The organism is Kitasatospora sp. NPDC059571 (genome assembly GCF_042735675.1).
Lineage (GTDB): Bacteria > Actinomycetota > Actinomycetes > Streptomycetales > Streptomycetaceae > Kitasatospora.
On sequence record NZ_JBHWBW010000033.1, the window covers coordinates 1 to 18,097 of the forward strand.

At 73.8% G+C, this 18,097-nt stretch carries 15 protein-coding genes and 2 pseudogenes; 6 read left to right on the forward strand and 11 right to left on the reverse strand.

What is annotated here, in order from left to right:
* Window positions 1–94, forward strand: a pseudogene (locus ACFV0G_RS06580) (KR domain-containing protein); the annotation flags it as partial.
* Window positions 95–113: 19 nt separating this feature from the next.
* On the opposite strand, the gene ACFV0G_RS06585 reads toward ACFV0G_RS06580, so the two are convergent.
* The 3 genes from ACFV0G_RS06585 to pnuC form a co-directional block, all read right to left on the reverse strand.
* Window positions 114–599: an ATP-binding protein gene (locus ACFV0G_RS06585; RefSeq protein ID WP_380542630.1), complete on the reverse strand. Its 486-nt coding sequence runs from the start codon at window positions 597–599 to the stop codon at window positions 114–116.
* A 308-nt stretch (window positions 600–907) separates the two neighbouring features.
* A complete protein-coding gene (locus tag ACFV0G_RS06590) occupies window positions 908–2,035 on the reverse strand; it encodes an AAA family ATPase (protein ID WP_380542632.1) in 1,128 nt (375 codons plus the stop codon).
* Complete coding sequence (pnuC, locus tag ACFV0G_RS06595) at window positions 2,032–2,697, reverse strand: nicotinamide riboside transporter PnuC (RefSeq protein ID WP_380542635.1); 666 nt, start codon at window positions 2,695–2,697, stop codon at window positions 2,032–2,034. Before pnuC ends, ACFV0G_RS06590 begins: the two co-directional genes overlap by 4 nt.
* 158 nt (window positions 2,698–2,855) lie before the next feature.
* On the opposite strand from pnuC, the gene ACFV0G_RS06600 reads away from it, so the two are divergent.
* Together ACFV0G_RS06600 and ACFV0G_RS06605 are read left to right on the forward strand one after the other, a co-directional pair.
* Window positions 2,856–3,533: a DUF6445 family protein gene (locus ACFV0G_RS06600; RefSeq protein WP_380542638.1), complete on the forward strand. Its 678-nt coding sequence runs from the start codon at window positions 2,856–2,858 to the stop codon at window positions 3,531–3,533.
* A gap of 117 nt (window positions 3,534–3,650) precedes the next feature.
* Window positions 3,651–4,109 carry a GNAT family N-acetyltransferase gene (locus ACFV0G_RS06605; RefSeq protein WP_380542641.1) on the forward strand — a complete coding sequence of 153 codons (459 nt, stop codon included), beginning with the start codon at window positions 3,651–3,653 and terminating at the stop codon, window positions 4,107–4,109.
* 213 nt (window positions 4,110–4,322) lie between these two features.
* Here the strand turns inward: ACFV0G_RS06605 and ACFV0G_RS06610 are convergent, their stop codons facing one another.
* Window positions 4,323–6,131, reverse strand: a complete 1,809-nt coding sequence (locus tag ACFV0G_RS06610; RefSeq protein ID WP_380542644.1) for a discoidin domain-containing protein — start codon at window positions 6,129–6,131, stop codon at window positions 4,323–4,325.
* 143 nt (window positions 6,132–6,274) lie between these two features.
* Entirely contained in the window at window positions 6,275–7,297 is a 1,023-nt protein-coding gene (locus tag ACFV0G_RS06615; RefSeq protein WP_380542647.1) for a LacI family DNA-binding transcriptional regulator, read from the reverse strand.
* A gap of 723 nt (window positions 7,298–8,020) precedes the next feature.
* Between ACFV0G_RS06615 and ACFV0G_RS06620 the strand changes: the two genes are divergently transcribed.
* Complete coding sequence (locus ACFV0G_RS06620) at window positions 8,021–8,461, forward strand: hypothetical protein (RefSeq protein WP_380542650.1); 441 nt, start codon at window positions 8,021–8,023, stop codon at window positions 8,459–8,461.
* A 118-nt stretch (window positions 8,462–8,579) separates the two neighbouring features.
* Here ACFV0G_RS06620 and ACFV0G_RS06625 read toward each other — a convergent pair whose 3' ends face one another.
* A complete protein-coding gene (locus ACFV0G_RS06625; RefSeq protein ID WP_380542653.1) occupies window positions 8,580–9,032 on the reverse strand; it encodes a DUF4345 domain-containing protein in 453 nt (150 codons plus the stop codon).
* Window positions 9,033–9,142: 110 nt separating this feature from the next.
* On the opposite strand from ACFV0G_RS06625, the gene ACFV0G_RS06630 reads away from it, so the two are divergent.
* Window positions 9,143–9,787, forward strand: coding sequence for a TetR/AcrR family transcriptional regulator (locus ACFV0G_RS06630; protein WP_380542655.1), 645 nt, complete (start codon window positions 9,143–9,145; stop codon window positions 9,785–9,787).
* Between the two features lie 49 nt (window positions 9,788–9,836).
* On the opposite strand, the gene ACFV0G_RS06635 is transcribed toward ACFV0G_RS06630, so the two are convergent.
* The gene (locus ACFV0G_RS06635; protein WP_380542658.1) at window positions 9,837–10,853 is read right to left on the reverse strand and encodes an Lrp/AsnC family transcriptional regulator; all 1,017 of its coding nucleotides are present in this window, start codon (window positions 10,851–10,853) and stop codon (window positions 9,837–9,839) included.
* 132 nt (window positions 10,854–10,985) lie between these two features.
* On the opposite strand from ACFV0G_RS06635, the gene ACFV0G_RS06640 reads away from it, so the two are divergent.
* Window positions 10,986–11,996, forward strand: coding sequence for an alpha/beta hydrolase (locus tag ACFV0G_RS06640; protein ID WP_380542661.1), 1,011 nt, complete (start codon window positions 10,986–10,988; stop codon window positions 11,994–11,996).
* Window positions 11,997–12,108: 112 nt separating this feature from the next.
* On the opposite strand, the gene ACFV0G_RS06645 is transcribed toward ACFV0G_RS06640, so the two are convergent.
* The 4 genes and pseudogenes from ACFV0G_RS06645 to ACFV0G_RS06660 all read right to left on the reverse strand — a co-directional run bounded on the left by ACFV0G_RS06645 (window position 12,109) and on the right by ACFV0G_RS06660 (window position 18,033).
* Entirely contained in the window at window positions 12,109–12,603 is a 495-nt protein-coding gene (locus ACFV0G_RS06645; RefSeq protein ID WP_380542664.1) for a hypothetical protein, read from the reverse strand.
* Between the two features lie 5 nt (window positions 12,604–12,608).
* On the reverse strand, window positions 12,609–13,217 hold the full coding sequence (locus ACFV0G_RS06650; RefSeq protein WP_380542694.1) for an RHS repeat domain-containing protein: 609 nt from the start codon (window positions 13,215–13,217) through the stop codon (window positions 12,609–12,611).
* A gap of 401 nt (window positions 13,218–13,618) precedes the next feature.
* Window positions 13,619–16,564, reverse strand: a pseudogene (locus ACFV0G_RS06655) (DUF6531 domain-containing protein); the annotation flags it as partial.
* Window positions 16,565–16,878: 314 nt separating this feature from the next.
* Entirely contained in the window at window positions 16,879–18,033 is a 1,155-nt protein-coding gene (locus tag ACFV0G_RS06660; protein ID WP_380542667.1) for a glutamate--cysteine ligase, read from the reverse strand.
* Window positions 18,034–18,097 lie beyond the last annotated feature (64 nt).

Sequence of the window (18,097 nt, forward strand, 5' to 3'; positions counted from 1 at the left end):
CTCCTCGACGGCCGGCGTGTTCGGCTCGCCCGGACAGGCCAATTACGCCGCCGCCAACGCCTTCTGCGACACCTTCGCCGCCGAGCGCCGGGCCGCGGGGCGGCGCCGGGCGGTCAGACCGCGACCGGGAGCGGCCCTTCGGCGAGCACGGCCTCGGCGAGGACGAGGTCGGCGACGACGCAGGTCCCGGTGGAACCGGGGAAGGTGTGGCAGGCGCCGGTGAGTGCGCCGACCAGGCGCAGGCCGCGGCCGAACAGGGCGTCGGCGTCCTCGGCCGCCCGGCGGCGGGCCGGGCGGGGCCGCCAGCAGCCGGAGTCCTTGACCACGACCCGGACCGCGCCGCGGCTGCGCGAGACCAGCAGGGACACATCGGGGCTGCCGCTGTGCAGCACGACGTTGGTGGCGAGTTCCGTGACGACGAGGGCCAGCGCGTCGTCGACGGCCTGCGGGAGCCCCCACCGCCAGGCGAGATCGGCCGCGAACCTGCGCAGTTCGGGCACGGCCTCGACGGTGGCCGGCAGTACGCAGACGGCGGGCAGCCCGCCGTCCGGGCTCGCGTGATCGGAATCGGACGGGTCTGCGTTCCCATCGGTGACCATGCGGTGCTCCTGCCCGACCGGCGCCCGGGGGCCCGGCCGTGTGCGAGGCGAGTGCGTGGGGACGTGCTCGACATCCACCTTGGGCGCAACCGGGGCGGCCAACAACGCGGGATCGGCCGGACAGGGGACGGGCTGCGCGCGGCCGGGGCCGCCCGGGCGCCGGCCGCAGCGGCCCCGCCGGACGGGCGACCCCGTGCGAGCTGCGCGGACGTGCGCCGGGCGGCACCGTAGCGGTCCGCGGGGCCCGGCGCACGGCGTCGTACGCCGCGCGGGCAGGTCCGGGCGGGGGGTGCGGCGCAGCGTCCCGCTCACCCCAACGGGTCGGCCAGCCCCCAGCCGTCGGCGAGCAGGGTGTCGACGGCGGCCAGCGCCCGGGCCAGCCGGGCCGGCCGGTCGCCGTGCAGTTCCAGCCAGGGCGCGCCGGCCGTGTCGAGGACCTCGCGGAACCTGCCGGTCATCCAGGGCCTCAGGTGTTCGCCGTCGCGCAGTCCGTCGTCGTCGAACGGCACCCCGTCGTCCGAGGTGAGCAGGTACAGGGCGCGGGCCGGGAGTCCTTCCGCGAGTCGGCGGACGGGGTCGGTGGCGCGGCCGCGGTAGCGCTCCTGCCAGACGGTGGTGGCGAGGGTGTCGGTGTCGCAGACCAGGACGGGGCCGCCGGACCGGGCGGCCCGCTGCTCGGCCTCGTTCTGGCGGCGGCCGACGAGTTCGAAGTCGGCGTCCGTCCAGTCCAGGTCGAAGACGGTCGGCACCGGGCCGTCCGGCCGGGCCAGGCCGCGGGCGACGGCGAGTTTGGCGGCGGTCAGTTCGCGCCCGTACTCGGGGACCCACCGGGTCCGGGCGTGCGGGCCGCCGCGGGCCCGCAGCGCGGCGGCGAGGTCGCGGGAGAGCGTGGTGGTGCCGGTGGACTCCGCGCCGACCACCACGACCCGGCGGGCGAACCAGCCGCGGACGGGCGGTTCGAGTTCGTCCCAGTAGGCGACGGGGTCGGCCCGGACCTTGGTGCCGGAGACCGCGAAGGTGTCCCGCGGGACGTCGAGCAGGACGGGCGCGGCGTCGAACCGCCGGGCCAGTTCGGTGCCGTACGGCTCCGAACTGAAGACGGCGTCGACCGGTGGTGCGGGCGGTGCGGCGGCGACGGCCTCGCGCATCAGCGCGACGTGGCCGGCCCAGATCTCGGCGCTGTCGTAGTCGACCGGCAGGTCGTCGGTGATCCCGGCGACCGCGACCTGCGGTTCGTCCGCCCAGTGTTCGCGGATCCAGGAGACCCGGTCGGCGAGCGGTACCGACTCCCGGGTGGCGGCCATCACGACGACGGTGACCCGGTCGCAGGCGTCCGCGGCGGCGCGGATCAGGAAGTGGTGCCCGGCGTGCGGCGGATAGAACTTGCCGATGACCAGGCCGTGGGCGAAGCGGCCCGGCGCGGCGGCGGGGCTCATGCCGGGAGCCCGGCGGTGGCGGCGGGCGGGGCGGGGACGGCCAGTTCGCGGTGCCAGGCGCGCAGTCCGACGCCGCACATGCCGAGGAAGAGCACGTAGACCACCGCGGTGAGGACGAGGTCCTTGGCCGCGTACAGCGGGATGTAGATCAGGTCGGCGGCGATCCAGAGGTACCAGTTCTCCAGCTGCTTGGCGTTGAGCAGCCACTGGGCGGCGAGCGAGAGCGCGGTGGTGAGGGCGTCCCAGAACGGCGCGCTGTCGTGGGCGCGGGCGAGCAGGACGGTGAGTCCCCAGGTGGCCGGGACCAGGAGGACGCCCAGCACGAGCAGGGTGGCCGGCGCGGCGCGGCCCATGGGCCGCTCGGTGTGCCGCTCGCCGCCGCGCAGCCAGCGGTACCAGCCGTGGGCGGCCAGTGCCAGGAAGACGAGCTGGAGGGCGGCGTCCGCGTACAGCCGGGCGCTCCAGAACAGGGCGAAGAAGAAGAGGTTGTTGGCGATCCCGATCGGGAAGTTCCAGGCGTTCGCCCGGACGCAGAGCCAGACGCAGACCGCGCCGGTGGCGAAGCCGAGCAGTTCGGCGGGGGTGACGGCGTCCTGGCCGAGCAGGAACAACTGGTGGTTGAGCGGGGCGAGCAGCCCGCTGAGGGTGTCGGCGACGGACACGGGTCCCCCTTCACGATTAATGTCAGAGTGACGATAAAGGGTGCCGGGCCCGCTCCGTAACGGGCTTCCGCGCCGGGGTGGCACCTTGCCCGCCCTTGACGGAACGTTGACCTGCCCGTGGGCGAGTGGGCGCGCGCGCCGCCACTACCGTCGGGGCCATGTCACGCCTTCCCAGGACGCCGGCGATCCCGGTGCTCCCGTACCGCAAGCCCACGCTCGGCCGCGACTACTGGGTCATCGACGACGTGCTGCCGGACGCCGAGGCCGTCCGGGCCCGGATCCTGGCCCGGGACGACTGGAGCGAGGGCTACCCGTACAAGCCCGAGGCCTGGCCGGGCCTGCGGACGATGCCGGGCCTGGAGCCCGACGAACTCGCCCACGTCGAGGAGCTGGTGAGGAAGGCGACCGGCGCGAGCCGGATCTGGCCCGAGACCGCCGCGGGCGGCGCGGTGGTCAACCACAACTGCATCCAGGTGGTCGGCAAGGACGAGTGCGAGCCGCGGCCGCACACCGACGCCCGGTCGGTCTGCCGCTACGCCGCGGTGCTCTACCTCAACCCGTCGGCGCCCAAGGACTGCGGGACGAGCTTCTACCGCCAGCAGCTCGCGGGCGGCGTCCTCGGCGGCAACACCGTGGCCGCCCCGCACAACAACCTGGTCGACGCGCTGGGCACCCGCTACGTCCCGGCCGACGCCTTCGTCGAGGACGTCCGGGTCGCGCACCGCTTCAACCGGCTGCTGCTGTACAGCGCCAACCTCATCCACACCGCCACCGGATACTGGGGCAGCACCCTGGAGGACAAGCGGATGACCGCGGTCTTCTTCTGGATGGCCTGACGTCCTCCGGACGGGCTCACGGGGCGGCACGGCGCCGCGGGCCGGCGCGCCGGCGGTCCGGCGGGAGGCCCGGTATTGCGGTTGACGTGCCGCCGGGCCCGGCGGTTGGCTGGCGCGATGACCGAACTGCGCATCGAACCGGCGGCCGGCGAGGCCGCCCTGGCGGACTGGCGGCACGTCCACAACGCCATCATCCCGACGGCTCCGCTCTCCGCCGAGGAGGTCCGCGCCAGTGCGCGTCGCAACCGGCTGGCGGTCGCCTACCTCGGCGACGTCCTGGTGGGCTGCTCCACGGTCCGTCCGCCGGCGGACGGTTCGACCGCGGCCACGGTCATCGCCCGGGTGCTCCCGGCCCACCGGCGGCGCGGACACGGCGCCGCCCTCTACGCCCAGGGCGTCGCCCGGGCATTGGAGTTGGGGGCGGACGGGATCGAGACCATCATCCTGGCCTCCAACACCGACGGGCTGGACTTCGCCCTCGCCCGCGGATTCGTCGAGGTGGAGCGCGACCTGCTCCCCGGCGACACCGTCCCCTTCATCACCCTGCGGCTGACCCGGGAGCTGCCGTCGCAGTGACGGCCGCACCTTCCGCGCGCCGACCGGTCCTCCTCGCAGGGTGCCCGCCGGTTCGCCGGACCGACGGCCGAGCGGCCGCAACGGCCGCGGGCGCGGGCCCGCGGCGCGCGCCCGGCGGCCCGCCGGGCCGCGGCGCCCCGCGCCCGCGCGCGCGCCGCGCCCGCGGCCGGGGGGGGGGCGGGGGGGGGGGGCGCGCCCCCCCGCCGCCACTGCTCACTGGTACACGCGGACGTAGTCCACGAGCATCTTCTGCGGGAACACGGTCGTACCGTCGGGCGCGCCCGGCCAGTCGCCGCCCACCGCATTGTTGAGGATCAGGTAGAACGGGTGGTCGTACACCCACGGGCCGCGGGTGGTCTCCAGCACGTTCCGGTCGACGGTGAAGAAGGCGTTGCCGTCGACGTAGAACGTCATGTGTGCGGAGTCCCAGTCCACCCCGTAGGTGTGGAAGGCACTGGCGAAGTCGCTGCCCGCCACCGTGTACGGGGAGCCGTAGCCGCCCGCGCCGTTGTACGCGGGAGCGTGCAGGGTCGAGTACACGGAGTCCGCGACCTTGCCGACGTGCTCCATGATGTCGATCTCGCCGGAGGCCGGCCACGGCGTCCCGGTCTTGAAGTCGGCGCCGAGCATCCAGAACGCGGGCCACAGGCCCTGGGTACCGGTCACCTTGATCCGCGCCTCGGCGTGGCCGTAGGTGAAGTTGAAGTGGTCCGAGGAGTTGATCCGGCCGGAGGTGTACTGGCACGTGGTGCTGCCGGACAGCGGGTCGCGCGGGCACGAGGAGCCGGCGGTGACCTCCTTGCGCGCCTCGATGACCAGGTTGCCGGTGCCGTCCTGGTAGAGGTTCCTGTTGCCGCTGGTGTAGTACTCCAGCTCGTTGTTGACGCCCGGGCCGGGGTCGGTGGTCCACTTCGAGGCGTCCGGCGCCGTGCCGTTCGTCCCGTTGAACTCGTCGCTCCAGACCAGGTGTCCGGGGAAGCTCGGGTTCGGCGGCAGCGCGGGCGGCGGGGTCGGCGCACCGCCGGTGCCGTAGACCTGGAACTCCCAGAGCGAGTAGCCGTACTGGGAGGCCCGGGCGGTGCCGTACATCCGGATGTAGCGGCCGCTGCCGTTCAGGTTGGTGATGGTCTCCTTGAAGCCCTTGCCGGTCGTGGTGGAGTAGATGTCCGTCCACGTGGCGGCGTCGTTCGAGACCTGGAGCCGGTACGCGGCGGCGTAGGCCGGATCCCACTGGAGGACCACCTTGTGGATCTGGGCGGTCGCACCGAGGTCCAGGTAGATCCAGCCGGGGTCGGTCCAGCCGGTGGTGGCGCTGGTCGCCCAGCGGGTCCCCGGGTCCTGGTCGTCCACCTTGGCCGGAAGGCAGCCGCCGCAGTTGCCGTCGTCCTGGTAGGAGGAGGCCACCGCGGGCCGCTGGTAGGAGAGTTCGGTGTCGCCGGTGGCGCCGCCGGCCACGCCGTAGACCTGGAACTCCCAGAGCGAGTAGCCGTACTGGGTGGCCCGGGCGGTCCCGTACATCCGCACGTAGCGGCCGCTGCCGGAGACGGTGAGGTTCTGGGTGCCCCCGGTGCCGGTCGTGGTGGAGTAGACGTCGGTCCAGGTGCTGCCGTCTGCGGAGGTCTGCAGCTTGAAGCCGGTGGCGTACGCGGCCTCCCACTGCAGCACCACACGGCTGACGGTGGCCGTCGCGCCGAGGTCGACCTGGATCCACTGCGGGTCGGCGAAGGCGCTCGACCAGCGGGTGCCGCCGTCGCCGTCCACCGCCGAGGCGGCCGGGAAGGCGACGCTCTCGGTGGAGGAGGCGGTGACCGGCCTGCCCTGGGAGAGAAGGGACTCGGTGGCGGCGGTGCCCGTCGGGGCGAACGGGATGAACAGGGCACCCGCTGCGAGCACCAGCGCGGTGACCAGGCGGACGAACGCCTGACGGCCTCGGTGCTGCGGTGGACGGAGTGCGGTGCCGGACGGTGCGGGTCGGGATGGCGCGGTGCCGGACGGTACGGCTGCGAATGGTGCGGTGGTCATGCGAACTCCAGCCGGGGTGGGGGTGATGCGGAGCTGGTGCGGCGGCCCGTGGGGAGCCGGTCGGGTACGGCTGCGGCGGCTCTCGGCGGCAGCGGACGGGGGGCCGCGCGCCGGACGGCGCCGAAGGGCAGGCCGGGCGGTGCTCACGCCGAGTCCCGGACGACCAGCTCGGTGGGCAGCACGAGGGCCGGATCCACCGGCTCACCGGCAGCCAACCGCTGGACTTTGCGGACGAGTTGCCGGCCGAGCTCGTCGATCGGCTGGCGCACCGTGGTCAGCGCCGGGCTGCTCAGCCGCGCCGTGTCCACATCGTCGAAGCCGACCACCGCCACGTCCTCGGGGACCCGCCGCCCCGCCGTCCGCAGCGCCTCCAGGGCGCCCGCCGCCATCTGGTCGGAGGCCGCGAAGACCCCGTCGATGCCCGGTTCGCGGCGCAGCAGTTCGGCCATCGCGGTCCGGCCGGACTCCACGCTGAAGTCGCCGTGCGCGACCAGGCGGGGGCAGCGGGCCCGGGCGGTCTCCCGCCGGTAGCCGGCCAGCCGCTCGATGCCGGCAGCCATGTCGGCGGGCCCCGCGACGGTGGCGATCCGCTCCCGGCCGATCCGCCGCAGGTAGCGGACGGCCAGCCGCGCACCGCCCTCGTTGTCCACTCCGACATAGGGCAACGCCGGTCCGCCGAGCGGCCGTTCGTTGCAGACCACGGCAACGCCGGTACGCGCCAGGGCCTCCGGCAACGGGTCCGGCCCGTGCATCGAGGCCAGGATCACGCCGTCCACGTGCCCGGCCCGCGCGTACTGCTCGATCCGCCGGCGGCCGGCCGGCGACCCGGCCAGCAGGATCACCAACTGCTCGTCCGACTCTTCGAGTTCCGCCGTCGCACCGCGGATCAGGGCAGGGAAGAAGCCGTCCGAGAAGACCCGGGCCATGCCCTCCGGCAGTACCAGGGCGTAGCTGCCGGTGCGGTGGGTGACCAGCGAGCGGGCCGCCTGGTTGGGGACGTACTGGAGGTCGGCGACGGCGCGCATGACGGCGATGCGGCGCCGTTCGCTGACCGGGTGCGAGCCGCTGACCACCCGCGAGGCGGTGGCACGGGAGACTCCGGCGCGCTCGGCGACGTCGTCCAGCGTCGGCCGCTGCCGGTCGGGGGCGGCCAGGTCCACCGGCATGCTCGTCCTCCCCTTGGAAATATGCGAGAGAGCGCTCTCTCAGCTGCTAGAGAGTGCCCCTGCGGCGACGGGCATGTCAATGGGGGCGACGGAATTGGACGCAAGCCTGCCGGACAGGCGCGAGAGCGTTCTCCCACCGGGCCTCGGCGGTGCGGCCGGGCCGAACCTCAACCTCTGCTCGGACCGGCCCACCGGTGCCCCGCCGCCTGCCGCCTGCCGCCTGCCGCCTGCCGCCATAAGGACTTCGCCGAGGGCGCCTGCTTCTACCTCCGGGCAGGCCTCGAGGACAACGGGTCCTACATCTCCGGCACGTACGATTCCTGGCACCTCGCCTGCGCCTGACGCTCCCCGGGAGCGCAGTCCGGCCGCCTCGGGCCGGCGCCCGAACCGGACGGCACGGCGTGACCCGTAGCCCGGATCCTTGGAGCCCGCAGGGCTCAACCGGTGGTCGGGGACGGTCCGCCCGGTCCGATGCGCCGCCACATCGGCGCACCTCGGACGGCGGGCCCTCCCCGTCCCCGGCCGCGACGAACCGCCGCACCGGGCACACCTCGGGCCGGGAGACGGGGCCGGGGTGCCCACCAGGTCGCTGCATCTGCACCGGCCAGTGCAACGCCCGGCACATTCGGTGGCAGGTGGGCTCGTTCGGCTGTCCCGGTGACTTCGCCGCCGGTTGCCGCGACGGTCGCCGGCCGGTCGCGGCCGGGTCGGTACGGTGACCGGATGAATCCGCCGATCATCGACTCGAAGCCGGTTCTCCGGAACACCGATCTGCTCGCCGCCGGGCTCCGGGCGGCAGCGGCAGCGCGTATCGCGGAGCTGCTCCGGGCCCTAGGGCCGGTACCGACCGGGCCGGCCGATCGACACCCGCGCGAACCGGTCCTCGACGAGGATCGCAGGCGCCTGCTTGCCGAGTACGACGACCTGGTCCGGCTCCGGGAGGCCGCCGGGCGCGCCTGGTCCGAGGACCGGCTGGTCGACCTGGTCCAGCTCGCCGACCGCTCGCGTCGGCACCTGATGCTCGGGGGCGACCTGGTCGACGCGATGCGGAGGATCGCCGCGTTCACCGACGCGCATCCGCACCTGGGCAGCGGTCCGCGGCCGGCCGGGTGCGGCCCGGACGGGCACCCGCGGCTGCCCCACCCGGCGGGTGCCGTGCACTGATCATCCGATCCGTGGACCGACGCCGCAGTGCAGATCCCGCCAAGTCGTGCATCGCGTCCCGCAGTTCCTGCACGGTCGACGAGACGGGGCCGGTGCGGCCGCCCGCACCGTGCCCGTCTCACCCCCGCGAACGCACGTCCCGGCCGGCCGCACGGGCTTCCGCCCGCTCGCCCGTGCGCGCCTGCGCCTGTCCGACTGCCCGCTCGTCGGCGTCCGCGAGCCAGAAGTAGACCGGCGGCAGCCCCAGTTCGATCACCGCGAGCACGATCTGGAACCACTGCGGCCAACCGTGCAGCGCCAGCGAGAGCAGGCGGCCGAGACCGCCCAGCAGGAAGACGCCGGCGAGCAGGCGCACCGCTGCCGCCGGGACGGGTCGCTGCCGGGCCGCCCAGAGCCAGGCCGCCCCGAAGCCGGCGAAGCAGGTGCCCATGAAGCGTCCCCAGCTGTCGATCGTCGTCCCGGCGTGGGCCGCGCCGGGGATCGCCGCGTTGCCGAGGGCGAGGTGGAACAGCCCGATCGCGATACAGGACCATCCCATGAGCCGGAGGAGCAGTCGGAGCGTTCTGGCCATGGCGCACCACCTGGTCTGCCGTTGTCCGCCGGATAAGTTGACACGCGTCTACTAGCTCTTCGTGCCAGCGTAGACCCGGCAAGTAGACGTGTGTCAAGTAAGCTGCTCGCGTGCCACCACCCCGCCAACGCCTGAGTGCGACCGAGCGCCGCGCCCGGCTCCTGTCCGTCGGGGCGCAGCTCTTCGCCGAGCACCCCTACGAGGACGTGCTCATGGAGGACGTCGCCCGACGGGCCGGCGTCTCCCGGGCGCTGCTCTACCGTCACTTCCCGAGCAAGCACGCGCTCTTCGCCGCGGTCTACCAGGAAGCGGCGGACCGGCTGCTGACGCAGACCCGCCTGGACCCGGCCGACTCACTGCTCGACCAGCTCGTCCAGGGCATGGACGTGCACCTGGACTACTTCATCGCCAACCGCAACACGGTGATCGCCGCGAACCGTGTCCTCGCCGGCGACCCCGTCATCCAGACGATCATCACCGGCGAGCTGGACGCCCTGCGCACCCGCATGCTCGCCGTCCTCCCCCTCGCCGACGACGACACCCGCGCGGCGGTCTCCGCCGTGCTGCGCAGCTGGCTGGTCTTCGTCCAGGTCCTCGTCGTCGCCTGGCTCACCGAGGAGACCTGCACCCGCACCCAACTGCGCGACGTCTGCGTCGGCGCCGTCCTCGGCGCCCTCCGCCCGCTGCTCCCCGCAGCCGTCGGGCCCCTGCCCCCGGCACCGGCCACGGACCCGGCGCGCAGCACAGGAGCCTGAACGCCGGTCGGCCCCCGACCCTCCCGAGCCGGTCGGCGCGGCGGTGCCGTCACCTCGACGGAACGAGCCGGACCGGCGCGGGGGTGCGTTTGACGGCACGGCTGACGATGGCCGTCTCGACGTGGGTGATGCCCAGGCCGGACAGGTCGCCGGAGAGGAAGCCGTAGAGCGCCGCCAGGTCCGGGAAGTACGCGGCCGCGTGCAGGTTCGAGGGCCCCGACGTCGCGAACGCGCCGTGCACCGAGGGGTGGCCGGCCAACGCCTGCCCGGCGGCGGCCAGATGGTCGGGTGCCACGTGCAGCAGGAGTTTGGCCTCGATGGGCAGCCCGAGGCGGCGTGGCTCGACCAGGACCTGGGTCACGAGGCGTCCCTGGGCGGCCAGTTGGGCGAGGCGGCGGCGGACCGTGCTCTCGGAGTGGCCCGTGCGCTCGGCCAGGGCCGCGGCCGGCAGGCGCGCGTCGGGGGTGAGAGCGTCGATGAGGGACTGTTCCAGGGCGTCGGCGTCGACGCCGTACGGGCCCGGGGATGCGGAGGCGGTCGCGGCGGGGACCGGTTCGGCCGGGCTCAGCGCCGCGCGTTCGGGCGCGGTCAGCACCTGGTGGCGCCACTCGGAGGTGAGCCGGAAGACGTGCAGGATCGTGGCGCTCTCCAGGGACGTCACCGCCCGGGTGGAGGGCAGTTGCCGGAAGACCAGCGGGTCGAGCGAGCCCGGCTCGGTGCGGGCGACCGCGAAGATCTCGTCGCCCGCGGCGGTGACGTCGATGAACGGGATGTCCTCGCGCGCCGCCAGCGCGGCCACGATCGTGTCGAGCTTGCCCCGCAGGACCCGGATCCGCAGGAACAGGGCCCCGGCCGACCCGCCGTTGCGCGGTCGCGCGACCGGTGAGACCACCACCCGCACGGTGCCGTCGGCCCCGAGCGCGTGCAGGCGCCGGCGCACGGTGGCAGGGCTGAGCCCCAGCACCTGGGCCGCCCGTTCCGCGGGCAGGCGGCCGTTCCACTGCAGGGCGGCCACCAGCCGCTGGTCCAGGGGGCTCAGTACGGAATCCGCCGATGCGCGCACCATGAGAGCAAGTTTCGCCCATTCCGTCGCGTCCCGGGCCTCGTCCGAGCGATCCCGGCCCAACCATGGATGTCATCCACCCCACCACGGTCCCCGATGTACCTCGGCGGGGCCGCGCCACGGAAGGAGCACCCCATGCCCCTCGGCGGTTCCTCAGCATCCGCGCACGACGCACCCACTCCGGAGGTCCGGGTGCCGGTGTCCGAGCGACGGGAGAAAGTGCGCTTCACCAGCGGCGACACCTCCTGCGCCGCCTGGCACTACCCGGGATCCAACGGCGGCTGCGTGATCATGGCCGGCGGCACCTCAGTGACCAAGGAGCCGGCCACGGACCTGTTCGCCGCACGCTTCAACGACGCCGGCTTCGCCGTCCTCGCCTTCGACCACCGGCGGTTCGGAGAGAGCGGCGGCACGCCGCGCCAGATCGTCCGCTTCGACGAGCAGGCCGCCGACTGGCACGCCGCGGTCGCGTACGCGGCCACCCTGCCCGACGTCGACCCGGACCGGATCTCGCTCTGGGGCTTCTCACTCGCGGGCGGCCACGTCTTCCGCGTCGCGGCCGCCCACCCGCACCTGGCCTGCGCGATCGCCCAGACCCCGCTGGTCGACGGGCGCGCCCTCGCCCCCCATGCGCTGCGCTCGATGACGCCCCTCGCGGTGCTGGGGCTCTTCGGTCGGGGCCTCGCGGACGCGCTCGGGAGCCTCGTCGGGCGTCCGCCGCTGCTGGTGCCCACGGCCGGCGCCCGGGGCACCGTCGCCTCGCTCACCACACCCGACGCCATGGACGGCGACCGGGCCCTCGACCCCGAACGGCGCCACACCGGCTGGGAGCGGACGGTCGCCGCACGGATCGCCCTCCAGCTCGGCGGGTACCGGCCCGGCCGCCACGCCTCCCGGATCCGGTGCCCCCTGCTGGTGGTCGTCTGCGACCAGGACCTGAGCACGCTCCCCGGCCCCGCCCTCCGGGCGGCCCGGCGCGCCCCGAGGGCCGAGGTGGTCCACCTGCCGGGCCACCACTACGCGCCCTTCCTCGAATCGCACGAACAGGCCGCCCGGGCGCAGGTCGCGTTCCTGCGCAGGCACCTCGGTCCCCGAACGCCCCGCACCCGGCACGGGCACCCTCGCACACCCGCGCCGACCGCATGACGTCCCGGCCGGCCGATGAGCGGCCGCCGCTTGGAGCAGACGAACGGTCAGGTCCCGGTTCGGCGTCCCGACCGGGCCGTACGGCTGCTCACCCGGGCGGGACCGCGCCGGTTCAGGCCGGGTCGGGCAGCAGGTAGTCGTAGTAGTGCGTCGGTCCGACGAGGACGGCCTGGAAGTAGAGGGGCTCGCCGTCCGTGTCGAGGGGGACTTCGTGGCCGGCCTCGCGGGTGAAGCCGAGGGAGAGCCGGGGGACGGTCACGTCGGGCTCCCGGATGACCAGCTCGCCCATGGCTTCGATCCGGTCGGCCAGTTGCAGGGCAGGGGTGCGGAAGACGTCGATCCCGCGGAAGCGGACGGTGATGTCCTGGGGGCCGGGCCGGGGGATCCAGACCTCGGCCGCGCCCAGCGTCTTGCCGTCCTCGCAGTGGAAGAGGATCTCGAACTGCGGGTGGACGGCGAGGATCTTCATGTAGTGGAAGCGGTCCGCCGACCCCTCGTCCTGGACCTCGACGGTGCCGAGGGCCGCGGCGGCCGCTCGGACGTCACCGGCGGGCATGCCGAACGGGAAGCCGGTGATGCCGTGGGGCGGGTCCAGGGTGATCTCCATGGGCGTCATTGTAGGAGGCACGTCCGGACCCTCCAGTTGTTCGCCTTGAGGAATTTCTGGAATTCCGCATTCTGCGGCAGGGAATCGACCATTTCCCTGATCGCACTGTCGTACTTGGTGCCGTGGACGCGGCGGATCTCCTGGATGTCCTTCTGCATGGCCTCGTCCCACTTGCCCTGGAGGATGAGGCTGCGCTGGGTCGCGCGCCAGGCGTCGGGGCCCGCTCCGCGGCCGGTGCTGATGAACTTGCGGTGGTCGTCGTACTCCATGCGGATCGACGGGCCGTAACCGGGGTTGAGCTCGGCGCTGACGCCGAGTTTCTTGTAGGAGCCCTGGGCGGGGATGTGGTTGATCTCGTACTGCTGGTTGGCGTTGGGGCCCTGGGTCCAGTTGGCGGGCTGGAGTTTGTAGTACCAGCCGCCCATGCCGGAGGGCTGTTTCTTGAGTCCGAGGGGGTCGATCCAGGCGAGCGGGTTGGGGACGTAGGCGTGCGGGTTGGGTCCGGCGCCCAGGCCGAGCGGGTCGCTGCTGAGGTAGCGGCCGGTGGCCGGGTCGTAGTAGCGGAAGTAGTTGTGGGCGAGGCCGGACTCGTCGTCGTGGTACTGGCCGGGCATGCCGAGCGGGCATGCCGGCAGGTCCGGGTCGGGCCGCGGGGGGGGGGGGCGGCCCCCCCCGGCGGGGGGGGGGGGCCCGGCGGCGGGGGGCCCCGGCCCCACTGGTGGGGGGCGGGGGTCCGGGGGCGGCGGCCGTCGGCGGTGACCATCTCGCTGGGGGTGCCGGCCAGGTCGGTGACGATCGCGAAGAACCACTCGTCAATCTCGGTCTGCTCCGGCGCGGCCGGGTCCGTGCCCGGCCTCGTGCGGCGCTCGGTCTGCGCCGCCACTTCCCAGGTCCCCGGTTCCCACTCCCAGGTCCGGCTGCGGGCCGTGCCGTCGCGCAGGGGCCCGGACTCCTCGATGAGCCGGGTCCCGTCCCAGGTGAAGGAGAGTTCCGGCCCCGGCCCGGTGCCGTCCGGGCCGTGGTGCTGCTTGGCGATCCGGCGGCCGATCGGGTCGTAGCGGTAGGTCCAGGTGCCGGAGCCGGGGGTGTCCACCTGCACGAGCCGGTCGTCGCCGTTCCAGGTGTAGCGCCATTCACGGCGCTGTCCCGAGAGCGTCCTGACGAGCATGCGGGTCAGCCGGCCGCGGTCGTCGTAGTCGTAGCTGGTGCGGCCCGCGGTGCGGAGCAGGCTGCCGCGGTAGGTGCGCTCGCCCTGCGTCGGGGCGTCGGCGGTGCGGGTGTCGTGGGCGCGGGTGACGTTGCCGATCGCATCGTAGGCGTACGTCTCCTGCCAGGACTCGGCCCTGACCCGGGTGACGCGGCCGGCGGCGGTGAGGGTGAAGTCGCGGCGGCCCCGCAGGAGGTCCGTGATGGCCGCGGGCATGCCGTCCGGCCGGTACCCGTAGGTCCGTTCCTGGATGTTCGCGTAGGCGCCGTCGGGCCGGCCGGCGGGGCCCTGGGACCGGGGGCCGCGGGCCCAGATGGACTGGGCGTTGAGCCGGTTGCAGGCGTCCCACGTCTGGGTGAGGGCGGCGGAATCGCCGAGGTAGCGGGTGGTCTCCCGCCCGTTCGCGTCATGGGTGAAGGAGAGCGTGCCCGCGGCGCCGAGGGCCAGTGGCCGGCCGTTGGCGTCGTAGCTCCAGGTGGAGACGGTGCCGCAGGGGGTGGTGCGGGTGGTCCGGCGGCCGAGGGCGTCGTAGGTGTAGGTGGTGGCGCGGCCGTCGACGTCCTCGCGGAGGATCCTGCCGGCCGGGTCCCGGTGGTACGTCAGGACACTGCTGGGACTGGCGATGCGGGCGGGGAAGCCGAGAGCGTCGTAGGCGAGGGTGGTGGTGGCGCCGTCCGCATCGGTCCGCTCGACGAGGTCGCCGAGGAGGTTGTAGGCGAACGTGGTGCGCCGTCCGGTGTGGTCGGTGGTCTCCAGGAGCTGGTCGGCCCCGTCGTGGCGGTGGGTCAGGCTGCGGCCGTTGAAGTCGCTCTCGGCGACCAGGTGGCCGGCGGCGTCGTAGGTGTAGTGCCAGTGGGCCTCGCCGGAGAGGACCGAGGTGAGCTGCAGTTCGGTGTCGTAGCCGAAGTGCTGTTCTTCGCCGTCGGGCAGGGTCCGGGTCCTGAGGCGGCCGAACGGTCCGACGGTGAACCGGGTGACGGCGCCGATCTGGTCCTGGTGCTCGGTGAGGTTCCCCTCCGGGTCGTAGGTGTAGGTCTCGCTCGTACCGTCGGGCAGGTGGCGCTCGAGGAGGCCGCCCTCGAGGCGGTGGGTGAACCGGGTGGTGTTGCCGAGCGGGTCCGTCAGGGCGCTGACGCGCCCGAAGGCGTCGTACTCGGCGTGCGCGGTGTGGCCGAGGCCGTCGGTGACCGAGGTGATCAGGCCCGCCGGGTTGCTGGTGAACGTGCGGGTGACACCGAGGGGGTCGGTCAGCGACAGCATCCGGCCGTGCTCGTCGTAGGTGCGGGTGGACCGGGCACCGGCCGCGTCCGTCGAGGCCAGGAGGTTCCCGTGGCTGTCGTACTCGAAGGCCCCCACCACCCGGCCCGCCCGGGTCACCGCGATGGGCTGGCGCAGCGTGTTGTAGTCCAGCCGGACGGTGCTGCCGTCGGGGGTGGTGATGAGGACGGGGTCGCCGTTGTCGTCCAGGTGGAGGCGGGTGGTGCGGCCGATCTCGTCGGTGCGGGCGGTGACGCGTCCGGCCTCGTCGTACTGGGTGTGGTAGGCGTGCCCGAGCGGGTCGACGGTCCTGGTGACGTGCTCGTGTTCGTCGTAGTGGTACTCGGTGACCCGGCCCAGGCTGTCGGTGGTGGTGGTCACCCGCGCGTCGGTGTCGTAGTGGAAGGCGGCCGACAGGTTGCCGTTCTGCCCGATGCCGCGGACGACCCGCCCGGCGGTGTCGTACTCGTACTCGTAGCTCTCGCCGTTGCGGTCGATCCACGCCGTGAGCCGGTCGTCGTCGTACTCGTACACGTACGGCAGGCCCGAGGAGTTGACGACGCCGGCGAGCCGGCCGTCCGGGTAGTACTGGTAGCCGATCACCGTGGTGGAGCTCTCGTGGCCCGGGCCGTCCAGCAGGCGCAGCCCTTCGATGCGCGGGCCGTTGGCGGTGGGGGCGGTGTCGACGGCGACGCGGTAGCCGCCGCTGTGCCGTACTTCCACGGGGAGGTGCCGGTCGTCGCGGAGGAAGGTGATGCGGTGGCCGTTGCGGTCGGTGAGGGCGGACAGCGGGCGTATCTCGCCGATCCGGTAGGCGCCCGTCCCGGTGCCGGTGAAGTGGTAGGTCCATCCGCGGTCGGGGTCCTCCATGCGGAAGACGTCGCCGGCCGGGTCCCAGGTCAGCGGCCGGCGTGCCCCGGCCTGCGGATGGACGGCCTGTCCGGCCCGGTCGGGCAGCGGGTAGTGCAGGATCTGGGCGTCGTCGCCGGCGACGTGGACCCCGTCCGCGTCGATCTCGATCCGCTGGTCGATCGTGGAGGACCAGCCGGGGCCGAGCAGCCGGCCCCCCACGTAGCCGGAGGCGTAGGCGCGGCGCAGCACCAGCGGCAGGAGGCCGGGCAGGGCGAGGTCGGTGTCGGCGGTGATGACCTGGCCGGAGACGACGTCGACGGGGTCTCCGGCGGTGTGGCAGCCGATGTTCCCGTCGACGCCCTGGCCGCGTCTGCGGCCCCGCCCGAGAGGCTGCTCCCCGGGTCCGCGCCTGCCGCCGCCGCCCGACCGGGGGTGCGGCACGCCTCTGCCGTCCTCGCCGTGGAGGATCTTCTCCAGGTCGCGGGCGTGCTGGGCGTCGATCTCGCGGGTGTTCTTCGCGACGCGGCGGAGGTTGTCGCCGGTCTTGCGGTAGAAGCTCTTGACGGCCTTGCCGGCGTCCTCGGCGAGGGTCTTGCCGAGCTTCTGAGCCCCGTGTTCAAGGGCTTTGACGATCTGGTTGCTCATGCCACCCCCGCGATCGTGGACCGGGCGCGGTCGGCACCGATGACTGAGAGGAAGTCAACGACCTTGCCAGGCAGTTCGATTGCCACGCCGCGCCCCCGTGTGCTGCGCGCCGTGTCCGACCGTAGCCGATCGCGGGAGCCGGCGAAATGCTCAGGCGGCGCGGGACGGCGCTGCGGGGGTGGGCGCGAGCACGGTTTCCCGTTGCCGGTCCGGGCTTCCCGTCAGGCAGGTGCCGGTGCCCCGGTGGTGGACGGCCTGGTCACGGGAGCGGGCGGACGGGCAGGCGGGCAGGCGGGCAGGCGGGCAGGCGGGGATCAGGATGCCGCGCTCTGCGCCGCGATCATCGCGATCAGTCCGGACCGCCCGTGCTCGGCGAGGTGGCGGCGCTGGCGTTCGGCGCCGTTGCCCTCGGCCAGGAGTCGGCGGACCAGCGGGGAGACCGCGCGGGTGTCCCCCAGCGTCTCCAGGACGGGTGCGAGCCGGGTCAGCATGCCCTGGACGAGCTCGGCGGCCGGCCGGGACATCCCGGTCCCCGGATCGTGCAGGCTGCCGCCGATGCCGTAGCGGGCGGCGTGCCAGCCGGCGCCCTCCAGGCTCTCCGGCGTCCGCACGTCCGCCGGCCGTCCCTCCGCCGCCTCCTGCTCCACCAGGACCACCAGCGCGCGGACCAGGCCGGCCAGCATGACGGCCTCGTCGGCGCGGAGCTGGACGTCCATCGCACGCAGCTCCACGGTCGGGAACTTGGCCGAGAGCCGGGCCTGCCAGTACACCTGTCCGCGGTCGCGGATCAGCTCGGCCGCCAGCAGGTGGTCGAGCCGGCGCTCGTAGTCCTCGGCGCCGGCGAAGTACGGCGGGATGCCGCTGATCGGCCAGCGTCCGAAGACGACCGTGCGCCAGCTCGCGTAGCCGGTGTCGGCGCCGTGCCAGAGCGGCGAGTTCGCCGACAGCGCGGTGAGCACCGGCAGCCACGGCCGGAGCCGGTTGAGCACCTCGACCCCGGTCTGCGGGTCCGGGACGGCCACGTGCACGTGCATACCGTTGATCATGGCTTCGTCGGCCAGCTGGGAGACCACCTGCCTGATCGAGTGGTAGCGGGGGTTGTCCACGATCTCCGGGGGTCCGGGGGGTGCGTACGGAGCGGTGCCGCACGCTGCCAGTCGGCAGCCGGCCGTCTCCGCCGCCGTCGCCAGGGCGTGCCGCAGCCGGAGCAGGTGTCCGCCGACCTCGTCGAGGTCCCGGCAGACCGGGGTGGCGACCTCGACCTGGGCCTGCAGCAGCTCGTTCTGCAGCTCGTCGTGGTGCACCGCGGGGTGCAGGCCGGCGATCGTGCGCACCGCCTCGACCCGGGGCAGGGGCAGGCCGCTGTCCGGGTCGAGCAGCAGGTACTCCTCCTCGACCCCGACGGTCGGGCGGTCGCCCGCGCCCGGGTCGTATCGGTCCCTGTCCGCCGTACCGGCTTCTGCGTCCATGCCTTCGGGCTACCACATGCGCTCGGTGAGCACACTTCGGACGGCCTGCCCGCCCGGGCGCTCG